This is a genomic window from Haloarcula hispanica ATCC 33960 (assembly GCF_000223905.1).
Classification (GTDB): Archaea; Halobacteriota; Halobacteria; order Halobacteriales; family Haloarculaceae; genus Haloarcula; species Haloarcula hispanica.
Genome location: NC_015948.1, coordinates 2,077,968 through 2,101,540 on the forward strand (window position 1 = coordinate 2,077,968; position 23,573 = coordinate 2,101,540).

At 63.6% G+C, this 23,573-nt stretch carries 23 protein-coding genes and 2 tRNA genes; 11 read left to right on the forward strand and 14 right to left on the reverse strand.

The annotated features are described in order from the left end of the window. The 6 genes from HAH_RS10425 to HAH_RS10450 are packed head-to-tail and all read right to left on the reverse strand — an operon-like array spanning position 1 to position 4,009. Entirely contained in the window at positions 1-423 is a 423-nt protein-coding gene (locus HAH_RS10425) for a 30S ribosomal protein S19 (protein WP_004516967.1), read from the reverse strand. Next, positions 420-1,142 carry a 50S ribosomal protein L2 gene (locus HAH_RS10430; protein ID WP_004957415.1) on the reverse strand — a complete coding sequence of 241 codons (723 nt, stop codon included), beginning with the start codon at positions 1,140-1,142 and terminating at the stop codon, positions 420-422. Before HAH_RS10430 ends, HAH_RS10425 begins: the two co-directional genes overlap by 4 nt. A 2-nt stretch (positions 1,143-1,144) precedes the next feature. After that, entirely contained in the window at positions 1,145-1,402 is a 258-nt protein-coding gene (locus HAH_RS10435) for a 50S ribosomal protein L23 (protein ID WP_004591553.1), read from the reverse strand. Next, positions 1,399-2,139 (reverse strand): 50S ribosomal protein L4, encoded by a 741-nt coding sequence (gene rpl4p / locus HAH_RS10440; RefSeq protein ID WP_014040876.1) that lies wholly within the window; start codon positions 2,137-2,139, stop codon positions 1,399-1,401. The genes HAH_RS10435 and rpl4p overlap by 4 nt, the downstream gene beginning before the upstream one ends. A 3-nt stretch (positions 2,140-2,142) precedes the next feature. Next, positions 2,143-3,159 carry a 50S ribosomal protein L3 gene (gene rpl3p / locus HAH_RS10445; protein ID WP_004957423.1) on the reverse strand — a complete coding sequence of 339 codons (1,017 nt, stop codon included), beginning with the start codon at positions 3,157-3,159 and terminating at the stop codon, positions 2,143-2,145. 4 nt (positions 3,160-3,163) lie between these two features. After that, complete coding sequence (locus tag HAH_RS10450; RefSeq protein ID WP_004957426.1) at positions 3,164-4,009, reverse strand: putative RNA uridine N3 methyltransferase; 846 nt, start codon at positions 4,007-4,009, stop codon at positions 3,164-3,166. Positions 4,010-4,358: 349 nt separating this feature from the next. On the opposite strand from HAH_RS10450, the gene HAH_RS10455 reads away from it, so the two are divergent. From HAH_RS10455 to HAH_RS10475, 5 genes are all read left to right on the forward strand, one after another. Continuing rightward, positions 4,359-4,430: transfer RNA gene (locus HAH_RS10455), tRNA-Gly, on the forward strand. 307 nt (positions 4,431-4,737) lie between these two features. Next, positions 4,738-5,388, forward strand: coding sequence for an HVO_2922 family protein (locus HAH_RS10460; RefSeq protein ID WP_014040877.1), 651 nt, complete (start codon positions 4,738-4,740; stop codon positions 5,386-5,388). Positions 5,389-5,508: 120 nt separating this feature from the next. After that, positions 5,509-5,841 carry an MTH1187 family thiamine-binding protein gene (locus HAH_RS10465; protein WP_014040878.1) on the forward strand — a complete coding sequence of 111 codons (333 nt, stop codon included), beginning with the start codon at positions 5,509-5,511 and terminating at the stop codon, positions 5,839-5,841. Between the two features lie 24 nt (positions 5,842-5,865). After that, complete coding sequence (gene mch / locus HAH_RS10470; protein WP_014040879.1) at positions 5,866-6,798, forward strand: methenyltetrahydromethanopterin cyclohydrolase; 933 nt, start codon at positions 5,866-5,868, stop codon at positions 6,796-6,798. A 6-nt stretch (positions 6,799-6,804) separates the two neighbouring features. Beyond that, a complete protein-coding gene (locus HAH_RS10475) occupies positions 6,805-7,302 on the forward strand; it encodes a hypothetical protein (protein WP_014040880.1) in 498 nt (165 codons plus the stop codon). A 12-nt stretch (positions 7,303-7,314) separates the two neighbouring features. Here the strand turns inward: HAH_RS10475 and HAH_RS10480 are convergent, their stop codons facing one another. From HAH_RS10480 to HAH_RS10490, 3 genes are all read right to left on the reverse strand, one after another. Next, positions 7,315-8,946 carry a GTPBP1 family GTP-binding protein gene (locus HAH_RS10480; RefSeq protein WP_014040881.1) on the reverse strand — a complete coding sequence of 544 codons (1,632 nt, stop codon included), beginning with the start codon at positions 8,944-8,946 and terminating at the stop codon, positions 7,315-7,317. A gap of 266 nt (positions 8,947-9,212) precedes the next feature. Then, a complete protein-coding gene (locus tag HAH_RS10485; protein ID WP_014040882.1) occupies positions 9,213-9,896 on the reverse strand; it encodes a phosphoglycolate phosphatase in 684 nt (227 codons plus the stop codon). A 37-nt stretch (positions 9,897-9,933) separates the two neighbouring features. Further along, entirely contained in the window at positions 9,934-10,503 is a 570-nt protein-coding gene (locus tag HAH_RS10490) for a J domain-containing protein (protein WP_014040883.1), read from the reverse strand. 574 nt (positions 10,504-11,077) lie between these two features. Between HAH_RS10490 and HAH_RS10495 the strand changes: the two genes are divergently transcribed. After that, positions 11,078-14,179 (forward strand): adenosylcobalamin-dependent ribonucleoside-diphosphate reductase, encoded by a 3,102-nt coding sequence (locus HAH_RS10495; protein WP_014040884.1) that lies wholly within the window; start codon positions 11,078-11,080, stop codon positions 14,177-14,179. A 753-nt stretch (positions 14,180-14,932) separates the two neighbouring features. On the opposite strand, the gene HAH_RS10500 is transcribed toward HAH_RS10495, so the two are convergent. Both HAH_RS10500 and HAH_RS10505 read right to left on the reverse strand, forming a co-directional pair. Next, entirely contained in the window at positions 14,933-15,223 is a 291-nt protein-coding gene (locus tag HAH_RS10500; protein ID WP_014040885.1) for a DUF7526 family protein, read from the reverse strand. Between the two features lie 43 nt (positions 15,224-15,266). Then, positions 15,267-16,787 carry a sulfite oxidase gene (locus tag HAH_RS10505; RefSeq protein WP_014040886.1) on the reverse strand — a complete coding sequence of 507 codons (1,521 nt, stop codon included), beginning with the start codon at positions 16,785-16,787 and terminating at the stop codon, positions 15,267-15,269. 105 nt (positions 16,788-16,892) lie between these two features. Here HAH_RS10505 and HAH_RS20390 point away from each other — a divergent pair, with 105 nt between their 5' ends. Both HAH_RS20390 and HAH_RS10510 read left to right on the forward strand, forming a co-directional pair. Continuing rightward, complete coding sequence (locus HAH_RS20390; protein ID WP_004591539.1) at positions 16,893-17,015, forward strand: HVO_2523 family zinc finger protein; 123 nt, start codon at positions 16,893-16,895, stop codon at positions 17,013-17,015. A gap of 46 nt (positions 17,016-17,061) precedes the next feature. Further along, entirely contained in the window at positions 17,062-19,641 is a 2,580-nt protein-coding gene (locus HAH_RS10510) for a PAS domain S-box protein (protein WP_014040887.1), read from the forward strand. On the opposite strand, the gene HAH_RS10515 is transcribed toward HAH_RS10510, so the two are convergent. Further along, positions 19,619-20,278, reverse strand: coding sequence for a TVP38/TMEM64 family protein (locus HAH_RS10515; protein WP_014040888.1), 660 nt, complete (start codon positions 20,276-20,278; stop codon positions 19,619-19,621). The two genes, HAH_RS10510 and HAH_RS10515, sit on opposite strands and share 23 nt — an antisense overlap. Positions 20,279-20,329: 51 nt before the next feature. Between HAH_RS10515 and HAH_RS10520 the strand changes: the two genes are divergently transcribed. After that, positions 20,330-20,719 (forward strand): DUF5830 family protein, encoded by a 390-nt coding sequence (locus tag HAH_RS10520; protein WP_008312872.1) that lies wholly within the window; start codon positions 20,330-20,332, stop codon positions 20,717-20,719. A gap of 129 nt (positions 20,720-20,848) precedes the next feature. Here HAH_RS10520 and HAH_RS10525 read toward each other — a convergent pair whose 3' ends face one another. Next, positions 20,849-21,859 carry a DUF7115 domain-containing protein gene (locus tag HAH_RS10525; RefSeq protein ID WP_014040890.1) on the reverse strand — a complete coding sequence of 337 codons (1,011 nt, stop codon included), beginning with the start codon at positions 21,857-21,859 and terminating at the stop codon, positions 20,849-20,851. A 145-nt stretch (positions 21,860-22,004) separates the two neighbouring features. Between HAH_RS10525 and HAH_RS19520 the strand changes: the two genes are divergently transcribed. After that, positions 22,005-22,149: transfer RNA gene (locus HAH_RS19520), tRNA-Met, on the forward strand. Positions 22,150-22,344: 195 nt separating this feature from the next. Here the strand turns inward: HAH_RS19520 and HAH_RS10530 are convergent. Beyond that, on the reverse strand, positions 22,345-22,935 hold the full coding sequence (locus HAH_RS10530; protein ID WP_014040891.1) for a HalX domain-containing protein: 591 nt from the start codon (positions 22,933-22,935) through the stop codon (positions 22,345-22,347). A 193-nt stretch (positions 22,936-23,128) separates the two neighbouring features. On the opposite strand from HAH_RS10530, the gene HAH_RS10535 reads away from it, so the two are divergent. Next, positions 23,129-23,566, forward strand: coding sequence for a pyridoxamine 5'-phosphate oxidase family protein (locus tag HAH_RS10535; RefSeq protein ID WP_014040892.1), 438 nt, complete (start codon positions 23,129-23,131; stop codon positions 23,564-23,566). Positions 23,567-23,573: the final 7 nt, after the last annotated feature.

Sequence of the window (23,573 nt, forward strand, 5' to 3'; positions counted from 1 at the left end):
TTATTTGAGCGGTACGAACTTCGAGGAGCGTGTCGCTCCGATACCGGCCTGACCGTGTTCGACACTACTCCGGGTGAGCTGGAACTCACCGAGGTAGTGGCCGAGCATCTCGGGCTCGACTTTGACACGCTCGAAGTTCTGGCCGTCGTGGACGGCGAAGGTCAGCCCGACCATCTCCGGGACCACCGGCATGTCGCGCAGGTGCGTCCGGATCGGGTCGTTGGCTGTCTCCTCTTCGCCGGCCTCGCGGGCCTTCTCGAGGAGCTTGTGTTTCTCCTCGGTCAGGCCGCGTACGATACTTCGCCGCTGTCGAGCGGGGAGCAGTTCCGCGACTTCCTCGAGCTCCATCTCCTGCAGCTCGTCGAGCGTGTGGCCGCGGAAGGAGAACTCTCCTTCGTGGCCGATTTGATATTCTGAGCTCATTCGTTGCCACCTCGACCTGTTCGCTTCGAGGCGATGTCCCCGACCTTACGGCCAGGCGGGGCGTTCCGCGAGATGGACTTGGGCTTGCCGGGGTGCTGGCGGCCGCCGCCACCGAACGGGTGGTCGACGGCGTTCATCGCCACACCGCGGACGTTGGGCCACTTCGTCCCTCGCGCTTTCATCTTGTGATGCTTGTTGCCAGCCTTCACGAACGGCTTGTCAGTTCGGCCGCCACCGGCGACGACGCCGATGGTGGCACGACACTGCGGGTCAAGCCGCTTCATCTCCCCGGAGGGGAGCTTGACGACCGCGACGTTGCGGTCGTGGGTGAGCAGTTGGGCGTTGACACCCGACGCGCGGGCGAACTTCCCACCGTCACCGGGGCTGGATTCGACGTTGCACACCGGGACCCCCTCTGGGATCTCGGCCAGCGGGAGCGTGTTCCCGGGTGCGATCTCGGCGCTGACGCCGACCTGTAGCTCGTCGCCTACCCCGACGCCTTCCGGCGCGAGAATAAGTCGTCGGTCGCCGTCTTCGAACTCGACGGCAGCGACCGGAGCCGAGCGGGCAGGGTCGTGCTCAATGTCGACGACCGTGCCGGCGATGACGTCGCCGTCCTCGACCTTGCGGTGCTCCAGATCAGCCTTGTAACGGTGCGACGGAGCACGGAACGTGGAGGTCCCGCGGCCGCGCCGTTGTCCTTGGATTCGTCGTCCCATCGTTAGAACACCCCAATTCTGGAGGCGACTTCCTGGGCGTCGTCGTCCTCAGAGAGGCGAACGACGGCCTTCTTTTCGCCGTCCATCGTGTTCTGCGTGTTGACCTGTTCGACTGTCACGTCGTACTGCTCCTCGACGGCGTCGGCGACTTCGCCCTTGGAGGCGCGGTCGTCGACGGCGAACTGGAGCTTGTTCTGGAAGTCCATGTCGTTCATGGCCTTCTCGGTGACGTGTGGGTGTTTGATGACATCCCAGCTCATCGCTCGGCCACCTCCGCGAGTGCGGATTCCGTGAAGACGGTGAGTCGACCGGGCGCGCCGCCGGGCGCGAGGTCTTCCGTGTTGACCTCGCTGGCGGTCGCCACGTCGGCCCCCGCGAGGTTGCGGGCGGCCGTCGACGGCTCGTCGCTGGTCACGAAGAGGATCGAGGCGGGACGACGGTACTTCCGTCCACGGGCCGAACCCTGTCCAGCCTTGATCTTCGTCTCGTCGGCGCGGTCGATGTCGGCGTCGACGTCGAGCGCCTCCAGCAGCGAGACGACTTCCTGCGTCTTGACGAGGTCCTCGAAGTCGTCGGAGACGACGACGGGCACTTCGTCACGGTCGAACTCGTGGCCGCGGTCGGCGACGAGGTCGGCGTCGGCCGTCGCGGCCAGCGCCGAGCGAACGGCCAGCTGCCGTTCCTTGTCGTTGAGGTCGAGCGAGCGGTCCTTCTCGGCTTTCGGCGGGTGGGCGCTTCGCCCCTTGACCGCCTGCGGGACGCGGCGGGCACGGCCGTCCTGCTTCGGGACGTGTGCCTGGCCGCGGCCGCTACCGAAGGACTCGGCCGGCGTTCGGAGGCCGGCGTACTCGTCGGACCCGTAGTCCTGCTTTCGGTTGGCCTGTGCGGCACGTACAGCTTTGCCGATGAGGTCGGACCGAACCGGCGTCTCGAAGACGTCCGGCAGGTCGACCTCGCCGTCTGTGTTGCCGTCCAGGTCGTAGATTGTTGCCTGCATAGGTTATCCCTGGTTCGATTCGTTGGAGACGTAGCGCACCTCGGGGTCGAGGCGCGGCTGGTCGTTCGGACGCACCGCGGGCCGGAAGCGCACCAGGCGCTTGTCCGGACCGGGCACGGAGCCCTTCACGAGCGTGTACGGCCCATCGACTTCGCCGTAGTTGACGAAGCCGCCATCGACGGTGGGCTCGTCGCCCTCGCCGATGTCGATGAGGCGCTTGTTGAGCTCGGTGCGCTGATGGTAGCCGGTCTGCCCCTGCTGGGGGACCGTCGAGCGCACGCGGGACGGGTTCCACGGACCGAGGTTGCCGATCCGTCGGCGCCATCCCTGGCGGGCGTGCTTGCCTTTCCGTTTCTGGACGCCCCACCGCTTGACGGGACCCTGCGTCCCTTTGCCTTTCGTGACACCGGCCACGTCGGCGTACTCGCCGGCGCGGAAGATGTCGTTCATGGCGTGTTCGCCACCGTCCTCGACAATGTCAAGGGCGTGGTCGAGGCGGTCCGAAACGGACCCACCGCCGACGCGAGTCTCCATCACGTCGGGCTTTTTCTTCGGGACGCTCGGGACGGCGTCGGGGACGGTGTGCGTAATGAGTCGCAGGTCCCCGAGGTCACCGGCCTCGTGTGCGTCGCGTATCTGTTCCTCAGCAGCGTCCGGGTCGTGGTCCTCCGGAACGTCCAGGGTCCGGTCGAGCTCCGAGTGGAACTCGTCGGTCCAGACTTCCGTCAGCGGACGCTGACCGTACGGCGTGTCTTCGTACGCTCGCAGGGCGACGGCGCGCATCGGCGGCGTCTCGATGACTGTCACCGGGACAGTCTCCTCCATCCCCTCGCGGGGGGAGTTGGGTTCGTCGTTGACGAGCACGACGTGTGTCATGCCTGCCTTGTAGCCGGCGAACCCTTGGACGCCCGGCTGCCCGTCGTCAGACGGCCAGCTGTTGAAGCGAGGCGTCTCGCTCGTCGAGCGCTTGCGCGGGCCGAAGCCCAGCGAGCCTTTGCGTGGTCTGCTTGGTTGTGGCATTCGTTTACTCCGTGAGGGTTAGACAGGTGAGGGAGGCGAACAGAGCTTCTTCCGTTCGCACGACCTCACTGCCCTGGTTCGGAACCGTATTCAGCCAGAGGTCGAACCCTTCTGGTTCGTCGCTCGTCTGGTCTCCCCCGACGGCGTCCGGGGCAACGTCGAGTATCGACGGTAACCCGCGCTCGGGTGCCCCGAAGGCGACGGTCATGCCGCCCTCGGCGTCGCGCCGCTCGGCCAACTGGCCGAGACGGGTCGACGTTACCGGCTCGCCGTATCGCGAGGACGCGATAGTGAGCCCGGCATCGTCGCGCGAGAGTGCCGCATCGAGGTCCGCGGCGACAACGTCGAATCCCGTTGTGGGGGCGTCGACGAGTTTCGCCCGGACCGGCCGTCGCGAAGAGACCCTGACGGTCACGCGCTCCCCCTGTTCCACGTCCATATCCGCTGGGACGGGAAGAGAGATCGGGTGTTGCATGCCGCAATTGACCCGGACGCGCCCATCAGCTCCGACCTCGGTCACGATTCCCTGTCTTAACGACCCCGAACCCTCAGATCCGGAGCCGGTCTGTGAACGCACGCGGAGCGGCGGCAGGACGCCGACGTACTCCAGTTCGTCCCGCTTACCCCACATCTCCTTTCGGAGGTGCGGGGGCGTCGCGGCGTACCGCAGCACGGTTTCGACGAACCCGTCTTCCCACTTGCCCGCCCCGTCAGGGTCGGGGTACACTGTCAGCCGATCAACCCGGTAGACCGCGGCCGCGCGGGCCACGTAACCGAGCTTGCGAGTTGCCTCGCGTCTGTCTTCGGCTTCCCGTGCGAGGGAAGACGGCACGAGTACGCTGGTCGTCATGCCGTGACGCTTCCACGTCGCGCCACTAGACTGTGCCGATATCTCCCCTTCCCGGGCTTAAAAAGGCCCCGTTTCGCGTTCGCGATGCGTCGCGTTCACATGGTCCGTCATGCCGGTTCGGGACCGATGGGACCGTTCACTGGATTGCCGCTTCCGAAAGGCCATGCCCCGTGAAGTCATCACACGATACGGCTCTCAGACGGGGCGGCGATTGCCCTCACTTCCCATGGTTTTCCCCGGAAAACGGAAGGCTTTTTACTCTCACCCCCGCCAGATTTGATTGCAACGAGGCGTTGCGCGCTGGTACCGAGCGGCCGACGGCCGTGAGGGTCAGTGCAGAACGAAGCGAGCGCTGGTAGTGTAGTTGGTATCACGTGACCTTGCCATGGTCACAACCTGGGTTCAAATCCCAGCCAGCGCATTTCTACGACGAACAACTCCACCGAGCACCGCGTAGCGTGTGCTCGTAATCTGTGAGTCATAAAATCGAACTGGATTTGAATCCTGCCAGTCGCAGCGCCCACAACGAGCGTAGCGAGTGAGGGCGACCGTCTGGCTCCGGTTCAAATCCCAGCCAGCGCATTTCTGACGACGCAAACCGACGAGCGATGCGTCCCTTTGAGTCATCTGATTGCACACCACGTATCGAGGGTTCCCCTGAGCGACTATCGCATTGCCTGACAGATGGGGAGTACCATTATTTGCTACCCCATCGACAGTCCGGTTGTATGACAGACGAGACGGTCCACGAGTCACAGGAAACGCGGAGCCGAAGAGGAATTGCGTCGTACTTCCGACGGCTGGCGAACAGGCTCAGCCGCGGTGAGCCGGCCCCGGCAGATGAGGAACAGACTGTGACGGTCACGCCGCCGGCCGAATCCGAGTTCGAGGTTGAGGTCGAGCAGGAAGACGGCACTGTCTCACTTGAAATCGATATGCAGTGGGACGAAGACGAGGGGGAGGTAGCGACTGACATGGCTGCGAGCAAGGCGACCTTCGAGGTGTACGAGGACAATGCCGAGCAGTACCGCTGGCGGCTCGTCCACGACAACGGAAACATCATCGCCGACAGCGGGGAAGGCTACGCCTCCAAGCAGAAGGCCGAACAGGGGCTCGAAAGCGTCAAATCCAACGCACCCGGCGCGTACGTCGTCGACGAGTCCAAAGACGACGACGGTGTTGTCGAAGAGGGGGGCAGCAAAGCGACGTTCGAACTCTTCAAAGACAGCGAGGGCAAGGCGCGCTGGCGGCTCCGCCACGACAACGGGGAGATAATCGCGGACTGCGGGCAGGGCTATGCCTCCAAGCAGAAGGCGAAGCAGGGCCTCCAGAGCGTGAAGACGAACGCTCGCGGGGCTCCGGTCGAGGAAGGCGAGTAAGCGTTCCGAACAGCGGCGTCTTCTTTACTCCAGTCCGACAGCGGGTAGCGTCACGCGAGCACCACGGCGGGTCGCGCGAACACCACAGCGGTTAGGTCGCGGGCACGCGTCGGAACCGGTATGACCTGCATAGGGTTTCTCTCGGTCGCACCGGTCATCGAAGGGAGCATGTCTTCCTACGTCGCCGACGCCGTCGCGGCGCTGGAAGCGTTCGACGTCGAATACGAGACGACGCCGATGGGGACCATCATCGAAGCGGAGGACAGCGAGGAGCTGTTCGCGGCCACCCACGCGGCTCACGAGGCCGTCGGCGAGCAGAGCGACCGCGTGAGCACGTTCCTGAAGATCGACGACAAGCGGACCGTCGACCAGCAGGCGCGGGACAAGGTCGACGCCGTTGAGGAGCATCTGGGTCGGGCAGCCAGAAGCGACGCGGCCGAAGGCGGAGATTAAAGGGAAGGGTGCCAAAGACGGCGTATGGATAGTCTCAATCGGATGGCCACGGAACTCGTTGACGAGGCCATCGACTTCGCCGACGAACTCACGATAGACGTACACGCGCTGGAGGGCGACGCCGCGGTGCTGGACTTCGGCGTCGAGGTCCCCGGCGCTGTCGAAGCCGGCATGCTACTCGCGGAAATCCAGACGGCCGGGCTGGCGACGGTCCAGTCCACGATGGCCACCGTCGACGGTGCGCCGCTGAACCACGTCGAACTGTCGACGGACCACCCGGCGCTGGCCCTGCTGTGCTCGCAGAAGGGCGGCTGGGAACTGACTGTCGACGACTTTCAGGCACTCGGGAGCGGTCCCGCACGCGCGCTCGTCGCTGAGGAGGAGGCCTTCCAGCGCATCGGCTACCGCGAGGACGCCGACTTCGCCGTGCTGGCCCTGGAAACCGACGAACTGCCGGACGAGGACGTTGCGAGCCAGGTCGCCGAGCGCACCGGCGTCCCCGAGACGGGCGTGTTCCTGCCGTCGTTCGCAACCGCGAGTGTCACCGGGAGCGTCGTCGCCGCGGCCCGGGCCGCCGAACTGGCCGTCTTCCGGCTGGCCGAACTCGGCTTCGACCCGGTGTCGGTGCTGTCGGCCAGCGGCCGCGCGCCGGTCGCGCCGGTCGCCGGCGACGAAGCGACCGCGATGGCCCGGACCACGGACGCGCTCGCCTACGGCAGCGAGGTCCACCTCACTGTCGACGAGTCCTTCGACCGCTTCGACCAGGTGCCTTCCGTCGCAGCCGAAGAATACGGCGAGCCGCTGGAAGGCGTCTTCGAGGACGTCGGCTGGGACTTCGCGGAGCTCCCCGTCGAACTGTTCGGCCCCGCGGCGGTCACCATCGACGTGGTCGGCGGCGACACGCACGTCGTCGGTGGGACGAGCGAGGGCGTCTTGGCCGAGAGCTTCGGCCTGTAATCGGGTATGCGTTACAAGGTCGCGCCACCGGCCCGCTCGCACTCGTTTCTGGAGAGCGCCAGAGACGCGATTCCGCTCGTCCCCGACAGCGAGGCCGACTGCTGTCGCGCGATTCAGACGGCGACTGACGTGTCCGACCGCGAAACGGCCCAAAAATATCTGGTTTTCCTACAGGCGCTGGGACTGGTCGCCGAGAGCGACCGGGGCTACTACCGGACGCGGACCGACCACGACCAGGCGGCCCTCGCAACAGCGTTCGAGAAATCAGTCTTCGGCGTCGACGTGCTCGTTGAGGCTCTCAATTCGGAGCCGGTAGATACTGATGATGCGTTCGATGCCCTTCGGGCTGAGATTCCCCGCTGGGAGCGAGAGCGTCACGCTGACTGGGAAGCCGTCTGGCAGGAGCGCACGGCGAATCTGCTGGAGTGGGCCGTACTGTTCGGACTCGCCGAGAAAACGACTGACGGCTACAGACAGCCGACTGAAGACGGGAAAGACCAGTGAGACAGCGGACCGCTACTCCGCCGGGTCGATGTCGGTGACGGTCCCGACGCCCTTCGAACTCCCCTCGCGGAAGACGAACTTCTGGCCTTCCTCGACGAGGTAGGAACGGAACTTGAACCGAACCCGGGCCTTGCCCGCGTCGCCCGGGAGCAACTGCCCGCCCTCTGGATAGAAGGCCGCGGCCTCGCTGACCGTTTCGAGGTGGACGACGGGTTCGTAGCCGTCGCCGATGCGGGTCGGATGGTTCAGCACCATCACCTCGGCCTCGAATTCCCGGACGGGCGAGGGGTCGGCGTCGGCCGGGAGCAGGACCATCCCGCGCTCGATGTCCTGCTCGCGGACGCCTTTCAGTGCGATACCAACGATGCGACCGGCCTTTGCCTCGTCGACCCGGTGGTAGTGCATCTCGATGGACCGGACCTCAACCTCGCGGAAGCTCCCGTCCTGCATCGGGCCGAGTAGCAGTTCGTCGCCAGCTTCGACCTCGCCGGATTTGATGGTGCCCGAGGCGACCGCGCCGACTCCCTGGACGTTGTACGTCCGGTCGACGTACATGCGGAAGTCGCCCACCTCCCCGGCGGTCTTTGGCAGGGCCTCGAACATCTCGTCTAAGTCGTCCAGCCCCTCCTTCGTGACGGCGCTTGTGGTGACGACGGGGACGACGGTCTCGGAGATTTCGTCGATGGCCGTGTCGACGCCGTGGCGCTCGACCCGAAGTGGCGTCTTGTCGACCTCCCGCAGTGCCTGTTCGACGTCCCGTTCGACTTCTGCGACCCGTTCCTCGTCCACCAGATCGGTCTTGGTGATGGCGACAATCGTCGGGAGATCCGTCGCCAGCAGGATCCCGAGGTGCTCCCGCGTCGTCTCGGTCACCCCGTCGTCGGCCGCGACGGTCAGGAGGCCGTAGTCGAGTTTCTGCCCGACGAGGCCGCGGATCGTCGTCCGGAGCCACGGCTCGTGGCCCACAGTGTCGACGAAGGAAACGAGCCGGTCTGATGCTTCGACGACCCGCGCTCGATCGTCCTTCCGGTGCGGATTGTCCATGCGGATCGGCTCACCGTCCTCATCGAAGCCGTAGACGCCGTAGGAGAGGTCCGCCGAGAGACCTCGGTCGACTTCGTGTGGTTGCACGTCGAGGAAGCCGCGTGTCCCGCCTTCCCCGTCGTCTGCGTCACCAGTGACCAGCGACCCCACGAGCGTGGATTTGCCGTGGTCGACGTGGCCGGCGGTTCCGACGACGATGTGGTCGTCGTCCGCGAGGACCGATCCCTCCGAGACGGTCGCGACACCGACGATGCCATCGGAGGCTGTCGGCCCGTTCTCCGAGACGCCGTCGACGCCCCACGTTTTCACCTCTTCAATGTGTGCACCGGCTTCCTCTGCCAGCAGGCTGAGTACGTCCATCGACTCAGAGAACTCCGCCGGTGAGATGCCGGCCAGACCGCCGTCGTCGGTGACGCCGACGACGTACGTCGCCTCCCCATCCCCGGAGAGAACGCGGTGGCGGAGTTGCGCTGCGAGGGATTCGAGTCGCCCCTCTGACAGGTGGAGATCTTCGGTGAGCCGTTCTTTGAACTCGACGCTGCCGCCCTCCCGTTCACCGCGGTCAAGCGCGCGCCGGAGGACAGCCCGGTCGGGGCTCATACCCACCCGTTACTGTGGGGTAGATATAAGCCTTCCCCGGATTTACGGCTCCAGAGAACTCCTGAGAGCGGTGGCTGAGTGTATCTCTCACAGTATCAGTCGGACGGATATTTATACGCGAAGGCGCTGCCAGACCGGGTCGTGGACTGAGTCGCCACACGGAGTTTGCGGTTGTGTGACGCCGCTCCGTGTGCTGGGTTGCGCCGATGGCGTCACCTGTTTGCCCATCTGATTAGCGACTGGTCTAAAAGTGAATCACACGACTGTCACTCCCGGTACGGCGCGACCGCTTCGAGAAAGCCGTCGCCGTAGGTCCCGTCGGTAACCCGGTCGGCGCGTTCGAGCGCTGTCTCGTCGGCATTGGCGACGGCCACGGCCTCTCCAGCCAGGTCGAACATCTGGGCGTCGTTCACTGAGTCGCCGACGGCGAGGAACGTCTCCGGAGCGAGGTCCAGTTCAGCACACACCGCTTCGAGGCCCGTCCCCTTGTCGACGACCGGGTCTGTAACGTGGTACGCGAAGCCGGTGTCGAGGACGACGAGCCCGCGTGCCGCGGCCAGGTCCTCCAGCGGTTCGAGCGGCTGGTCGAGCGACACGACGAGTTCCGTCTCGCGCCATCGGTTTGCCAAGTCGACCTGTCCGAATCCCAGGTCATGGCCCAGGTCGCGATAGGCCTCGCCGACCGCGAGCGCCGCCTCGTGGTCGCCTTCGAGCCTGAGCTCGTCGGTAGCTTCGACGAACACCACGCCGCCGTTCTCGGCGACGACCGTCCGTTCGATGCCGAGAAACTCACAGAGCGCAATTGGAAACGGCATCGCTTTTCCGGTCGCGATGACGACGCGTGCGGGCCACTCGCGAAGGACCGGCATGACGCGGGGGTCAATCGCTCGGCTTTCGTCAGTCAACGTTCCGTCGATGTCGACGATGAGCGGCGGCGTGTCGTTGTCCATACGTCCGGGTTCGGAGCGCTGCATATGGGAATTGCGGTCAGTCGTCAGTCAGCGTTTCGTAGGCCGCTTGCACCTGCTTGAATTCCCTTTCGCTCCCGCTGTCAGTGTCGGGGTGGACCTCCTTGACTTTCTCCCGGTAAGCCCGCTTGATCGTCCCCTGATCGGCGTCCGGCTCGATGCCGAGCCGCTGGTAGGCCTCCGCCGGACTCGGTCCCGACGACTGAACCCGCTGTCGGCGCTGCCGGCCGCCCGCTGCCTGGCGACGCTGTCGCTGCCGTCCCTGGCGACGACGCTGGCCACCCTGCGACGCTCGCGAGCGGCGCGCTCGGCGGCCGTCTCGCGGTGGTTCCCACTCCTCCCGTGGGCCGGCACCGAACCCACCGCGACGGGCGTTCCCCGTGTTCTGTGCCGCCTGTCGCTCGACCCGTTCGTAGAGGCTCGCGGCCATCTTCCCACTGAGGTGGTAGTACATGAAATACGTCGACACGCCGAACATGAGCGCCAGGAAGAGTACCGCGGGATTGATCACGAGGCCCACCGCTGTCAGGACGACTGTCAGGCCTCCAAACACCACTGCGATTCCCTTGGTGAGCCCGTCGTACTGCACGCACACTCCTTCGGTCCACAGACCTGTAAGCGTCCCGCCTCTCGCCTTCCATTCGGTCCGGCCTCGGACTGAATACCGGGCACGTTCCCGGATGGCACAGGGACGAACTGAGCTACCACCACACCATATCGACACCGCATGGACTGACAGGCCTGTTTTGCCAAAACCGCAGTACTGCGGTGCGTCTGACACAGCCTTACTCCCTCCCTACGCACTGTTAGCGAGCGTATATCACCACCCGCAAACCCCCGTCAGTTTCTACTGGATATCTCACTCACGTCTGGTGGTTCACAGGGACGGGGTTTCACTTTCACTTCGGTCTGGACAGTATTAAGGAGAATCGACGGCATCTATTCCGTTGTACGCGACTATCGTTTCACGCGTCACCAGCACAGTTCGTCGAGCACCGTAGCCGCGACTCCGGAGATTGCTACGGCCGCCGCCGAATCGCAGACAAGAAGGATTAAACGCTATCGATGAATACGTATTCGCCGCCAGAAATGACAGGATCACGGGTAGCTACGACGAGGGGTATCGACCGACAGACGGCCGCTGTCGGGAGGAGGAGCGGGCGATGAGTAACAGCGACCTTTCCGCCGACGAGATCACGCTCCCGATCAAACGTACCGACGGTGACACTATCGAAGAGCGACTCACAGGCAACGCCTACCACAACATCCTCCCGGCTCGCTACCTCCGGAAGGACGCCAACGGCGACCTCATCGAGGAACCCGAAGACCTCTTCGACCGTGTCGCAAAGAACATCGCGCTCGCCGAGGCCGTGTTCGAGGCCAACAAGCAGGACGTCGACGTACACGTCTCGCCGGACCAGCTGAAGCCCGACCACCCGCGCCGCGACGAACTCGCCGACGAAGTGTTCGGCAAGGGAACGTCCGTCGACGACGACGTCGAGACCGAGCTCTCTGTCTACAACGTCAACAAATTCGCCTACGAGACGGTCGTCCCGGAACTGCCCGAGGGTGTCCGCGACCACGTCGAATCGACCGCCGACGCATTCCAGGAGCAGATGGAGCAGCTCTCCTTCATGCCGAACTCGCCGACGCTGATGAACGCCGGCGACGAACTCCAGCAGCTCTCCGCCTGTTTCGTCGACTCACCGGCTGACGACATCGACGACATCCACCAGACCGCCAAGGAGGCCGCACAGGTCTTCCAGTCCGGCGGTGGCATGGGCTATGCGTTCTGGAAGCTCCGCCCGTACGGCGACCCCGTCGGCTCGACCGGCGGCATCGCCTCCGGTCCCATCACGTTCATGCGGACCTACGACCAGATGTGCGAGACCATCGCCCAAGGTGGCGCCCGCCGCGGTGCCCAGATGGGCGTCATGCGCGTCTCCCACCCGGACGTCATCCAGTTCATCCACGCCAAGAACAAGGACGTCTCGCTCGCCGAGACGCTGCGCCTGAACGACCCGGACGACTTCACGCACAACTCCTTCGCCGAGGCGCTGGAGGAGGCTCGCGAACTCATCGACGACGACGGAAAGGTGCCAAAGCACCTCCGCAACGCCGTCGAGGGCCACCTCTCGAACTTCAACATCTCCGTCGGCGTCACCGACGACTTCATGGAGGCGCTGAAGGCCGGTGAGGAGTTCACCTTCACCAACCCGCGGACGGGCGAGGCCCACATCGCCACCGAGGAGACGAAGGAACTGTACGACATGTTCGGTCTCGGCGAACACGTCGAGGTCGGTGAGGAACTCTCGATTCCGGCCGAGGAACTCTGGGACGACATCGTCGAGGGCGCTCACGAGAACGGCGAGCCCGGCGTCATCTACCTCGAACGGGTGAACAAGCAGCACTCCTTCGACGTGGAGGAGCACCCCGACCACGAGATTCTCGCCACGAACCCGTGTGGCGAACAGCCCCTCGAAGAGTACGAGGCCTGTAACCTCGGGCACATCAACCTCTCGACGCTGGCCGCCACGGACGCGCCGGACTGGCGCGTCTGGTCGGAGGCCCACGCCGACGAGTACGACTCGACGGAAGCCGCCATCGACGCGTTCCTCGAGGACGCCATCGACTGGGACGAGTTCGACCGACGCATCGAACTGGGCACCCGCTTCCTCGAAAACGTCGTCACGATGTCGGACTTCCCGGTCGAGAAAATCGAGCAGAAAGTCCGGGAGATGCGCAAGATCGGCCTCGGTATCATGGGCCTCGCCCAGCTGTACATCCAGCTCGGCGTCGCCTACGGGACCGAGGAGGCCAACGAAATCGCCCGCCAGACGATGCGCCACATCAACCACGGGTCCAAGGCTGCGAGCCACGAGCTTGCGACCGAGCGCGGCACCTTCGAGGAGTGGGACAACTCCAAGTACGCGAACCCGACGGACTACCCCGAGTGGTTCGAGAAGCAGACCGGCGAGGACGCCGAGGACTGGGCGGACGGCTACCCGATCCGCAACCACAATACCACGACCATCGCCCCGACCGGGACGACTTCGATGATCGGCAACACCACCGGCGGGTGCGAGCCCATCTACAACGTCGCCTACTACAAGAACGTCTCCGACGACGTACAGGGCGACGAGATGCTCGTGGAGTTCGACGACTACTTCCTCCGCGCGCTGGAGGACAACGACATCGACGTCGAGGCCGTCAAACAGGAGGCTCAGGAGCAGATGGCCAACAACGAGTTCGACGGCGTCGACGGGCTGACGACCGTGCCCGACGCTATCGGCGAGCTGTTCGTCACCACCGGCGACCTCTCGGCGAAGCAGCACGCGGGTATTCAGGTGGCCTGTCAGGAGGGCGTCGACTCCGCCATCTCGAAGACGGTCAACGCCCCGAACGACTCCACGACCGAGGACGCCGCCGAAGTCTTCGAGTACATCTACGACCACGGCGGCAAGGGCGTCACCTACTACCGCGACGGCACCCGCAGCAAACAGGTGCTGACCACGCGTGCCCAGAACACCGAGTTCTCGGACATGGACGCCGACGAAATCGTCGCCCAGATCGAGGAGGTCTTCGGTGGCATCGAAGGCTTCCTCGAGGACGAGGCCGTGCAGGCTGCCATCGACGACTCCATCCAGCAGGTGCTGGGTGTCGCCGACGGGGACGCCGAGTACGCCGAAAAGCAGACCCGGCCGGACGTGCTCCACGGCGTGACCCAGCGTATCGACACCGGCTACGGGAAGCTCTACGTCAACATCAACGAGGACCCCGAAACCGACCGGCCGTTCGAGCTGTTCGCCAACATCGGCAACTCCGGCGGCTTCACTGCCTCCTTCACCGAGGCGTTGGCCAAGACCATCTCGACGGCGCTGCGCTCGGGCGTCGACCCCGAAGAGATCGCCGACGAACTGCAGGGCATCCGGTCGCCGAAGGTCGCCTGGGACAAGGGCGAGCAGATCCAGTCCATCCCGGACGCCATCGGCACGGCCCTGCGTCGCTACCTCGACGGCGACGTCGACAAGGCCTACCCCGACCAGACCACGCTGGAGGAGACTGCCGAGAAGGCCGACGGCGAGACCGCCACGCAGACCCAGACTGACGGCGGTGCGGCCGCCGCCGCATCTGACGCAGGTGGCGACCAGCAGGACATCATCGACGCCGGCGAGAGCCCGGAGTGTCCTGACTGTGGCTCGCTGTCGCTGTACTACTCGGAAGGCTGCAAGACCTGCGAGTCCTGTGGCTGGTCCGAGTGCTGAGTCGGTGACACACGGAATCGGCTTTCACCGCGATTGACGCCGTTTCTTTTCTAGTAACAGCGTGTCATAGAACTATTCGCAAACCCCGTGTCGGTTATTGATAAATTGTCAATACAGATGACATACTGATTAAATCATCAAAAACTATTGGTTAATATTATCCGCTCTTTCTCAATGGTTCCGGCAAGAGTGTCCACCCGGTATGGGGCCTATATGAGTTGGATCACAAAGTATTCACTCGATAACACTAACCAAACTGTAATGGATTCCTCACGATCGGTCTTTCTGGCAGTACTTGTCCTATGTCTGGTTGGCGCGGGTTGTGTGTCTCCGAATAGTTCTGAGATCAGCACATCAACCGAGTCTTTACGTGAGGATACAACAACCGATGAGCAAACTCCTCAACTAGTGGTAAATAACAGTGCAAAAAACGAGCACTATCCGCTGAGGAGGATTATATTTTTAATCAGCTACAAAATGCTTCTTGTGCAAGTGGTGCACCTGGAGGGCAAACTGGAACGAAATATGCTGAAATAATAAATGAGACAAATCGTGGAAAGTATGTTGAGGTAAACGTCCCGTATCACTACTCAACGAAAGAATTAGAAGCGGATTACGAATCAAAGGCCCTCTATCTAATTGATGGTGCGAATATAATGAGAGTTAATGGAGATGAGATTACCCCTTGCTGAATAAACATCAGTTATTCTTATCACTCTATGAAATATTTAGTGTCGGTATCCGGTGCGTCCGCTACCGGAATTCCGTGACGTCGTACACACCGGTAATCGTCGTTTCCTCGACAGCCGCCGTGATTTCCGCGCCCTCCTCGGCCGCCGAGTCCGCGACGAGCGTCACCGGCTCGATAGGCTGGCGGCGGAGAAAGGCCGCGATCCGTTCGAGCCACGATGGCTTCCCGCCCTTGCGACAGACGATGACGTAGCGTGAGTCCGCGAGCGACGCCATCTTGGGCTCGAAGTCGTAATCCTCGTGCTCGGCCGGCTCCACGACGTGAATGACCTCGCCCGCAATCGTCTCGTCCATACCTCAGGTAGCGACTACAGCGGTATGTGCCGCTCGCTTTGCACTACGAATACTGCTTCGACACCCAGCCCGAGGGACCGCTGGGATAGGAGTCCGTTTCTTCTTCGGGCTGCACCTCGCCGCGCTGGTCGACCATTCGGACGACGACGGTGTGGCCGCCCGAGGGCAGGTCGTAGGTGTACTCCCACTGTCGCCACGCGTCCTCTGCGGGGCCGTTGCCGTCGGCCGCCGGCAGTTGGTCCGAGAGCGTCGCGTCAGCCCACGTCTCGCCGCCGTCGGTGGAGACTTCGACGCGCTGGACGCCGTGCAGGCCGGCGTAGGCGTGGCCACCGATGCGGCGGCGGCCGTCCGAAAGCGTCGACTCGTGGTGGAGTTTGGCAACCGGATTGACGGGGCCGGTCCCCTGCCAACCGCGTTTCTCCCAGTAGCCGTCGGCCTCCTCGTCGAGAATTTCGATCTCTGAGAGCCACTTGACGTTGACCTCGCCCCAGTGGCCGGGGACCAGTGCTCGGACGGGGTAGCCGTGGCCCCGCGGGAGGACCTTTCCGTTCATGCCGTAGGCGAGCATCCCGCCCCGGAGCGCGTCGATGGGGAACTCCTCGTAGTAGTCGTCCTCAGCCCGGAGCATGACGCATTCACAGCCGCTCTGAACGCCGGCTTCTTTGAGGAGGCTGTCGACGGGAACGCCGGTCCACAGCGCGGTGTCTGTCTTGTAGCCGTTGAGACTTTCACCGACACAGCGGAGCGTAACGAACCGGTTTTCGGCATCCATCTCTATGATATCCTCATAGTCGAGCGTGACCTCCTCTTCGACAGCACCGGTGATAGAGAGCGACCAGTCCGCGGCCGAGAGCTCCGGGTCGATGGAGTTGATGTCGACCTCGTAGAAGTTTTCGCTGACCAGCGGGTCGATATCGCCGAGGCCAAGGGAATAGTCTGCCGCGACGGCGAGCTTTTCGTCGACATCGTCGAGGTCCGCTCCCGGCGCATTCAGCACGGGCGCATCGTCACCCGTCGCGACGACCGACCGCTGGTTGCCAGTTGCGTAGCCGACCGTCGCCGCGCCGACGGCCGCGCCGACCGTCGAGAGCGCCCGCCGCCGTTTCGAGGAGATCGGTGACATCGGACCACCGAATCTGTCGAGTGTCTGTGCAAGTCCGACGACGGCGGCGGCGGGAACCGCCGGACCGGCCGCGAGGACGACCTCGCCGGTGAGAACGACACTCACGGCCCAAGTTACGACGGCCGTTCCGACGACCGGGAGGGCGCGATTGTTCGCCAACTGGCCGGTGAGGATGGCCGCTCTGGCCGCCAGCGCGATGAACAGCCCCGCGAGGCCAATCGCGAGCAGGAGATTGAGTTGCTGACCGAGGCTACCGAGCGTCGAGATGGCAGTCGAGACGACGACGCCGGGCATCGACCGCGCGAGCGTCCGTTCGATTGGCGAGGCGATGAATGTGGGTGCGTAGCCGGTCACAGCGTAGGAGCCCGCCAGGCCTGCGACGGCGGCGGCAACGCTAACCAGCAGCCGACCGCCGGGCGAGTCAAGGAGGTCGTCAGTCACGACTCAATCGAGGGTCTACCTCGCAAAAGGGATTGTTCCAATTTCGTCCGGATTCCGTTCCGAAACTCCGGAAGACACAAGCGAGCGGAGCTGTTCTACGAAATCATGGACGAGCAGCCCGGGGGTCGGCCCTGCCCACTCTGTGAACGGGCAATGTACCACCGACACTGCAAGTACGTCTGTCCGGAGCACGGCGTCGTATATGACTGCGCTGACACGTTCTACTGACGATACGCTCGCGGGTTTAATATCTTGGAACAACGAAAGAAGTGATATGAGTGGCCACGGGGGAGAGATTTCAGTGCTGCACGTCGACGACGACCCCGACCTTGGCGATCTCGTTGCGGTCCATCTGGAGCAAACTCACAATGATATCTCCGTCTGTACCGTGCGAAGCGCGGCAGATGGGTTACAGCGGTTGTCCGAGCGTACGTTCGACTGTGTCGTCAGCGATCACGACATGCCGGGCATGGACGGACTCGAATTCCTGAAGGTCGTCCGCGAGGAGTACGAGGAGCTACCCTTTATTCTCTTTACTGGCAAAGGAAACGAGGAAATCGCGAGTGATGCCATCTCCGCTGGCGTCACCGAATACCTCCAGAAAGGAGTCGGGACGGACCAGTACACCGTCCTTGCCAACCGTATCGAGCGGGCTGTCGGGGAACGGCGGGCCAAGGTCGCGCTCGAAGAGTCCGAGCGGATGCTGTCGACGCTCATCTCGAACCTGCCGGGGATGGTGTATCGCGCACGGAACGTGCCCGATTGGCCGATGGAGTTCGTCAGCGACGGTGCGACGGAGTTAGTCGGCTACAGTTCGGAGGCGCTTGAGAGCGGCGACGTCTCCTGGGGGACGCTGATCAAAGAATCCGAGACGGAGCGTCTCTGGGAGACGGTCCAGACTTGTATCGCCGCCGACGAACCGTTCGAAGTCTCCTACCAGATCGAGACGGCCGACGGTGAGACCCGCTGGATGTGGGAGCGCGGGCGCGTCGTCGGCACTGACGACGACGGGGTCGAAATCCTCGAAGGGTTCATCACTGACGTAACCGCGCGCGAGGAGCGCGAGCGCGAACTCGCGAATCAGCGGGCATTTACCGAGAAGCTCATCGACTCCGTCGACGATATGTTCTACGTTGTCGGTCCCGATGGCAGTCTGGTCCGATGGAACGACACCGTCTCGTCGGTGACCGGCTACACAAACGAGAAGCTAGCGTCGATGGGCATTGGGGAACTCATCGTGGATTCCGACCACGAGAAATTATGGCGAGTGTTCGAGGAGACGCTGGAGACCGGATACGGAACCGTTGAAGCAGGTGTCGAGACGGCTGACGGCAGGGCGCTCCAGTACGAATTCAAGGGCTCGCTCATCGAAGACGAGCGCGGCGACCTGTTCGGGATTGCCGGTATCGGCCGGGATATTACCGAACGGAAACGCCGGGAACGGGAGCTCAGGGAGTACCGGACGCTGGTCGAAAACGTCGGGGACCCGATGTACGTCCTCGATACTGACGGGACAGTAGAGATGGTAAACGAGGCGATGGCCGCCCATCTGGGGTACGACCGCTCGGAAATCGTCGGCTCGGAACCAGTCCGTTTCATGCCCGAGACGGATGTCGAAAGAGCGACAGCACTCATCTGTAACCTGCTCGACGACGACGAGCGGACGTGGGGGGCCTACGAGATGCGGACGATATCCGCTGACGGGACAGTCCGGATCAACGAGGACAGGATCGCACCGCTGTTCGACGAGGACGGGAACTTCGACGGCTCGGTCGGCGTGATGCGCGAGACGACGGAGCGCAAGCAACGCGAACGGGAACTCGAACGCTACGAGACGATCATCGAGGCCGTCGGCGACCCGGTGTACACCCTCGACGACGAGGGTGTGTTCACCTACGTGAACGAGGCGATAGAGCAACTGACGGGGTTCGAACCGGACGAGCTGATCGGCGAGCACATCTCGACGATCATGACCGGCGAGGACATCAACCGCGGAAGCGAGCTCATCCGGACCATCCTGTCTGACCCGACCCGACAGAACGTGACCTTCGAAACGGATATTGTCGACCAGACCGGGAATCACACGCCTATCGAGATCCATATCGCGTTGCTTCCAGCCGCGGACGGGGAGTTCAACGGCACAGCGGGCGTCATCCGCGATATCAGCGACCGGAAAGACAGGGAGCGACAGCTTGCGGAGTTCGCGTCTGTCGTCAGCCACGACCTGCGAAACCCGCTGAACGTGGTCAAAGGGCGAATATCGGTCGCTCGGACGTCGGGCGACGTCTCGCACCTCGAAGCGGCAGAGTCCGCGGCCGATCGGATGGACGAACTCATAAACGACCTGTTGACGCTCGCCAGACAGGGCGATACGGTCGGCGAGACGACGATGGTCGACCTCGCTGCCCTCGCGAGCCAGGCCTGGATCGATGTCGAAACCGGCGAAGCCACGCTCGAAAAACACGGGACAGCGGCGGTCGAAGCCGACGCGGCACGGCTTCGCACGGTGTTCGAGAACCTGTTCCGGAACAGCGTAGAACACGGCTCCACGAGCAGTCGGACGGAGTCCGACGACAGTGTGGAACACGGACGTTGTGCAGACGGCGCAGCCCCGGTCACTGTCTCCGTCGGAACAACGGACGACGGATTTTACGTCGCCGACGACGGCGTGGGAATCCCACCGGAAGAGCGAGATGACGTGTTCGAGCGCGGCTACACCACGAGCGACACCGGGACCGGGTTCGGGCTGGCAATCGTCGTTGAGGTCGCACAGGCCCACGGCTGGTCTGTGTCGGTGACCGAAAGCGAGGACGGCGGCGCGCGGTTCGAGTTCACGACGAGTTCGGAGCGCTGACATGGCGGTAAGCCGGGCCGGCGAGTACCAGCACAGCCAGTGCCGCGGAGAACAACAGGACGTGCGGGAGCGCGTCGACACTGAGCCCCGTGAGCGTCAGCGACCGCAGCGACGCGCCCGCGGTGACCTCGACCGCGACCCACGGAATCTCGCCGAGGAACGTCCCGACCGCAAAGGAGCGCGGCGAGACGCGGGCGAACCCGGCTCCATAAGAGACGGGGTCCGCAGGCACCGGTGAGAGCCGTGCCGCGAGCACCCCCCGCGTCTCGCCGGTCACCTCGATAATCCGGCGGCCTGAGTCCCCCAGCCAGCCGAACATCCCGCCCTGTTCGCCGGCCCGGAGCGCGAACCGGTAGGGGATGAGGCAGGTGACGAGTGCGCCCATCAGTGCGACCGGGAAGCCGTATTTGACGCCGAGGACGAACCCGACGAACGCGGACAGCGGCATCGTCGGCCACGCGAAGAACGGGCGAACTAGGTACAGCCCGACGATGACGCCCGCGAGGTAGACAGGGTGGTCGGCGAGATGCGTCGTCTGGGCTACCACCCGCTCGGGGGTGAGCAGCGTTGTCGCGACGGCGACGACTACCACCAGCCCGGCAGTCCCGACCAGTTGTCGCTTCGCGAGGCGGTCCATCTACCCAATTGAGCGGTAGCAATCGACAAACGCTTTGTGGTATCTTTTAGGTTGTTCGGGGTTGAATCGGCGATTGTGTCCGAGAGGCGTGATCCGGTCGAACTCGGCGTCGAACTGCTCGCCCATCTGGAACACGGGGAGCTGTCCGTCGCCGACGCGCTCGACCGTATCGAGACAGTGACGACCAACCCACAGGTCCAGCGCGAGATACTCGATACTGCAGTGATGCGTGGCCTCATCGAGCGCGAGAACGGCGTCGTCCGCCCGCGGTCACAGGGGTCGTACGTGAACTTCGACAGCGACGTGGTCGTCCGCGAGGGGGAGTTCTCGTGTCAGCGCTGTGGCGCAGCTATCAGTACGGGCCACTTCGTCCAGTTCGACGGCGGCGAACTGGGACCGTTCGGGTCGACGTGTATTCGGAAAGTGTTAGGGCGGGAGTAGCGGGGGGCGCGAGCGAAGCGAGCGGCCCTCGGAATTACGAACGGCGAACGAAATGAGCCGCGAGTAGCGAAGTCGTGGACGGAGTGAGCGCCCCTCGTTGTGAAGGACAGGCAGTCAAAAACAGACCGTTCAGCGGCCCTGGCGGAGTTCCTTGATGAGCTGTTTGATGGTGCGCTCCTGCTTCTGGAGCTGTTCGTTCTGGGCCTCGACAGCGGCGGTCAGTTCGGCGACCTGTGCTTCGAGTTCAGCGATATCGGGGTCTGCCGAGGTGTCCGGCTCGACCGAGTCGGTGTCTACGCTGGTTACGTCACTGGATTGGGTATCCGTCGTGGCTTCGGCGGTGGTTCCCTGCTCGGTGGTCGCTGCAGTCGTGGCCTGTGTCCCGGCGCTCGCAGATTCAGCTTCGGAGCCGTCACCGCCCTCCTCGTCGTTGCTCACGAGCGGGTCGATACCGGATTCGAGGCCGAGACCGTTGCCGGATTCGTCAGCATTCTTCTCGGGGTCGGCCCCGACCTTGGCGTTGAGGTCGGCAAGCGAATCAACTTCGTGGTACGCGAAGAGAGCCTCTTCGAGTGTTTTCCGGACCATCGGTGCCTGCTCGGACGGGGCCTTGATGCGCTCTGGCCGCTCGTTGAACGAGAGCACGACAGCCGTGGCGACGCTGCCCTCCTCGAACTCCAGACCGGTCACGTCGTCGAAGGAGAACGCCTCGTAGTCGGCGTCCCAGGTGACGTTGCCGATGTGCTTGAGTAGCTGGCGGTCGGTGACGACCAGCGTCAGTTCGCTGAACCGGAACACGCCGGCGAGACTCTCGTCTGGGGCGATACCGCCCGAGACGGTGAGCTTCCCTTCGAGCAGCCGTTCGAGGACGGCATCGCCGCGGCTGCCGGGAACGGATAGTTCGAGCTTCTCACTGGTGTAGATGAGCGAGAACTTGGTCTTGCGGCGGCCTTCCGAAACCGTGAGCCGTTCGAAGTCGTGCGGATAGCTGGCGACCTTCTCGTCGCTGAGAAGGCCCTCACCGCGGTAGACGAGCGTCCGGGTCGGTGTGAAACAGGCCGCGTCTTCGTCGCCGAGGTTGACACCGCCCCGGATCTCCTCGTCCCCGAGTTCCTGCTGGACGAGGTCTGGTATCTCCATACTGCCTGCATACCTGCGTGGTGGCTTAAATCCGCGGGTCGATTATCAGCGCCGATCAGGCGGACAAAGCGTGGGACTGTGCCACAGTCCCGGCAGAGATGAGAACCTTCAAGACGGCTAACGGCCAACGGCTGAATGCACCCGCGCCCGGGTGGCTTAGCTGGACATAGCGCCGCACTCATAGGGTCTTTCGACTCATGCGGCAGTGCACCCGTCATGACCCCGGGGCGCTCGTCACGCCCCAGACCTGGGCCATGCGGAGATCGAGGGTTCGGAGCCCTCCCCGGGCATTTTCCAGATCACATCGGCCAGCAGCCAGCAGCATCGCTGACCCGTGTCGAACAAACGGTACGCGACTAGCCCGAGCAGGGCTGTTCCGAGCGAGCAGACGGTATCCTCGCCGAGTCGCTCCCGAACGCTGTCGTGCTTGTCACGACTGTTTGGAGACTTAGATGGTAATTTCGTGGGAAAAGAACCGCCAGCGGTCAGCCAGACGAGAGGCCGCCGCCGGGGAACTCCTGAAACACGGCCTCGAAGTCGTCGATCTCTGCGGCCGTGGAATCGGCTGTCTCGCGGAGTTCTTCGAGTCGCTCGCTGACAGTCCGGTACTCGTCGCTGGCTTCCAGTTGCGCGGTGTTCTTCTGCGTTTCAAGCGTCGCCTTCTTCGAGGCCACGGCGAAGTACTCCTGCACCTGATCGTCGTACGTGGTCCGGACGAGCATCTCCGAGACGGTGTCGAGAAGGTCCTCGCGGCTGACCGGCTTAGTCAGGTACTCGTCGAAGGGCATCTCGACGATGTCGAAGTCCGGGTCGACGGCCGTTACCATCACTACCGCCGGGTCGACACCCCGTTCTGCGATGGTATCGAGGACTTCGTCACCGCTCATATCGGGCATCTGCCGGTCCAGAAAGACGACGTCGACGGACGCGTCGACTAACTGGAGCGCTTCCGTACCGCTGTGTGCGGTCCGGACGTCGTGTGCGGTCAGCAGCCACGTCGAATACAGATCCGCGATATCTTGTTCATCGTCGACGACGAGAACCGTTGCCTCCTCCGTCTCAACACGCTTTTGCACTTGTTGTCCCTCCTGTCGACTCACGTACTGCTCTCACGGTGACTTTCCCGAACAGCAAGATAAAGGTACCCAGCATATTATCGATTCTGAGAACACTGCAGTTGGTCTGTTGACTTTTTCATGGAGGCGTGCTGTCACAGGGCAGTGACTCATGCCAGAGATGTTAACATAGCGGCGACCGTACCCTGTGTGTATGGTGACCGTCTCCGGACCGTGGACGAGCGGGGAGATGGAACAGTTTCTCAGCGCCGAAACGGTTCCACTCCGTCTCGGGTGCCGAACTCCAGCAGACAGGCCCTGGATGCTCTCGCTCTGGTACCGATTCGTTGACGGTGTCTTCGAGTGTGCGACCGGGGCAGACGCAGCGGTTGTCGACTACCTCGACTATGACGGCGACGTGTCATTCGAAGTCTCGACGAACGAGCCGCCGTACCGCGGCGTCAGAGGCAATGGCACAGCGACGATGACAACAGACGAGGACAAGACGGTGCTCACCGACCTGCTGCACCGCTATCTCGGCGGGACCGACTCACCACTGGCCGAACGACTGCTCGCACCCGACCGCCGCGAGATCCAGATCACGATCACACCCGACCGTCTCCACACCTGGGACTATAGCAACCGGATGTAACTGCCTG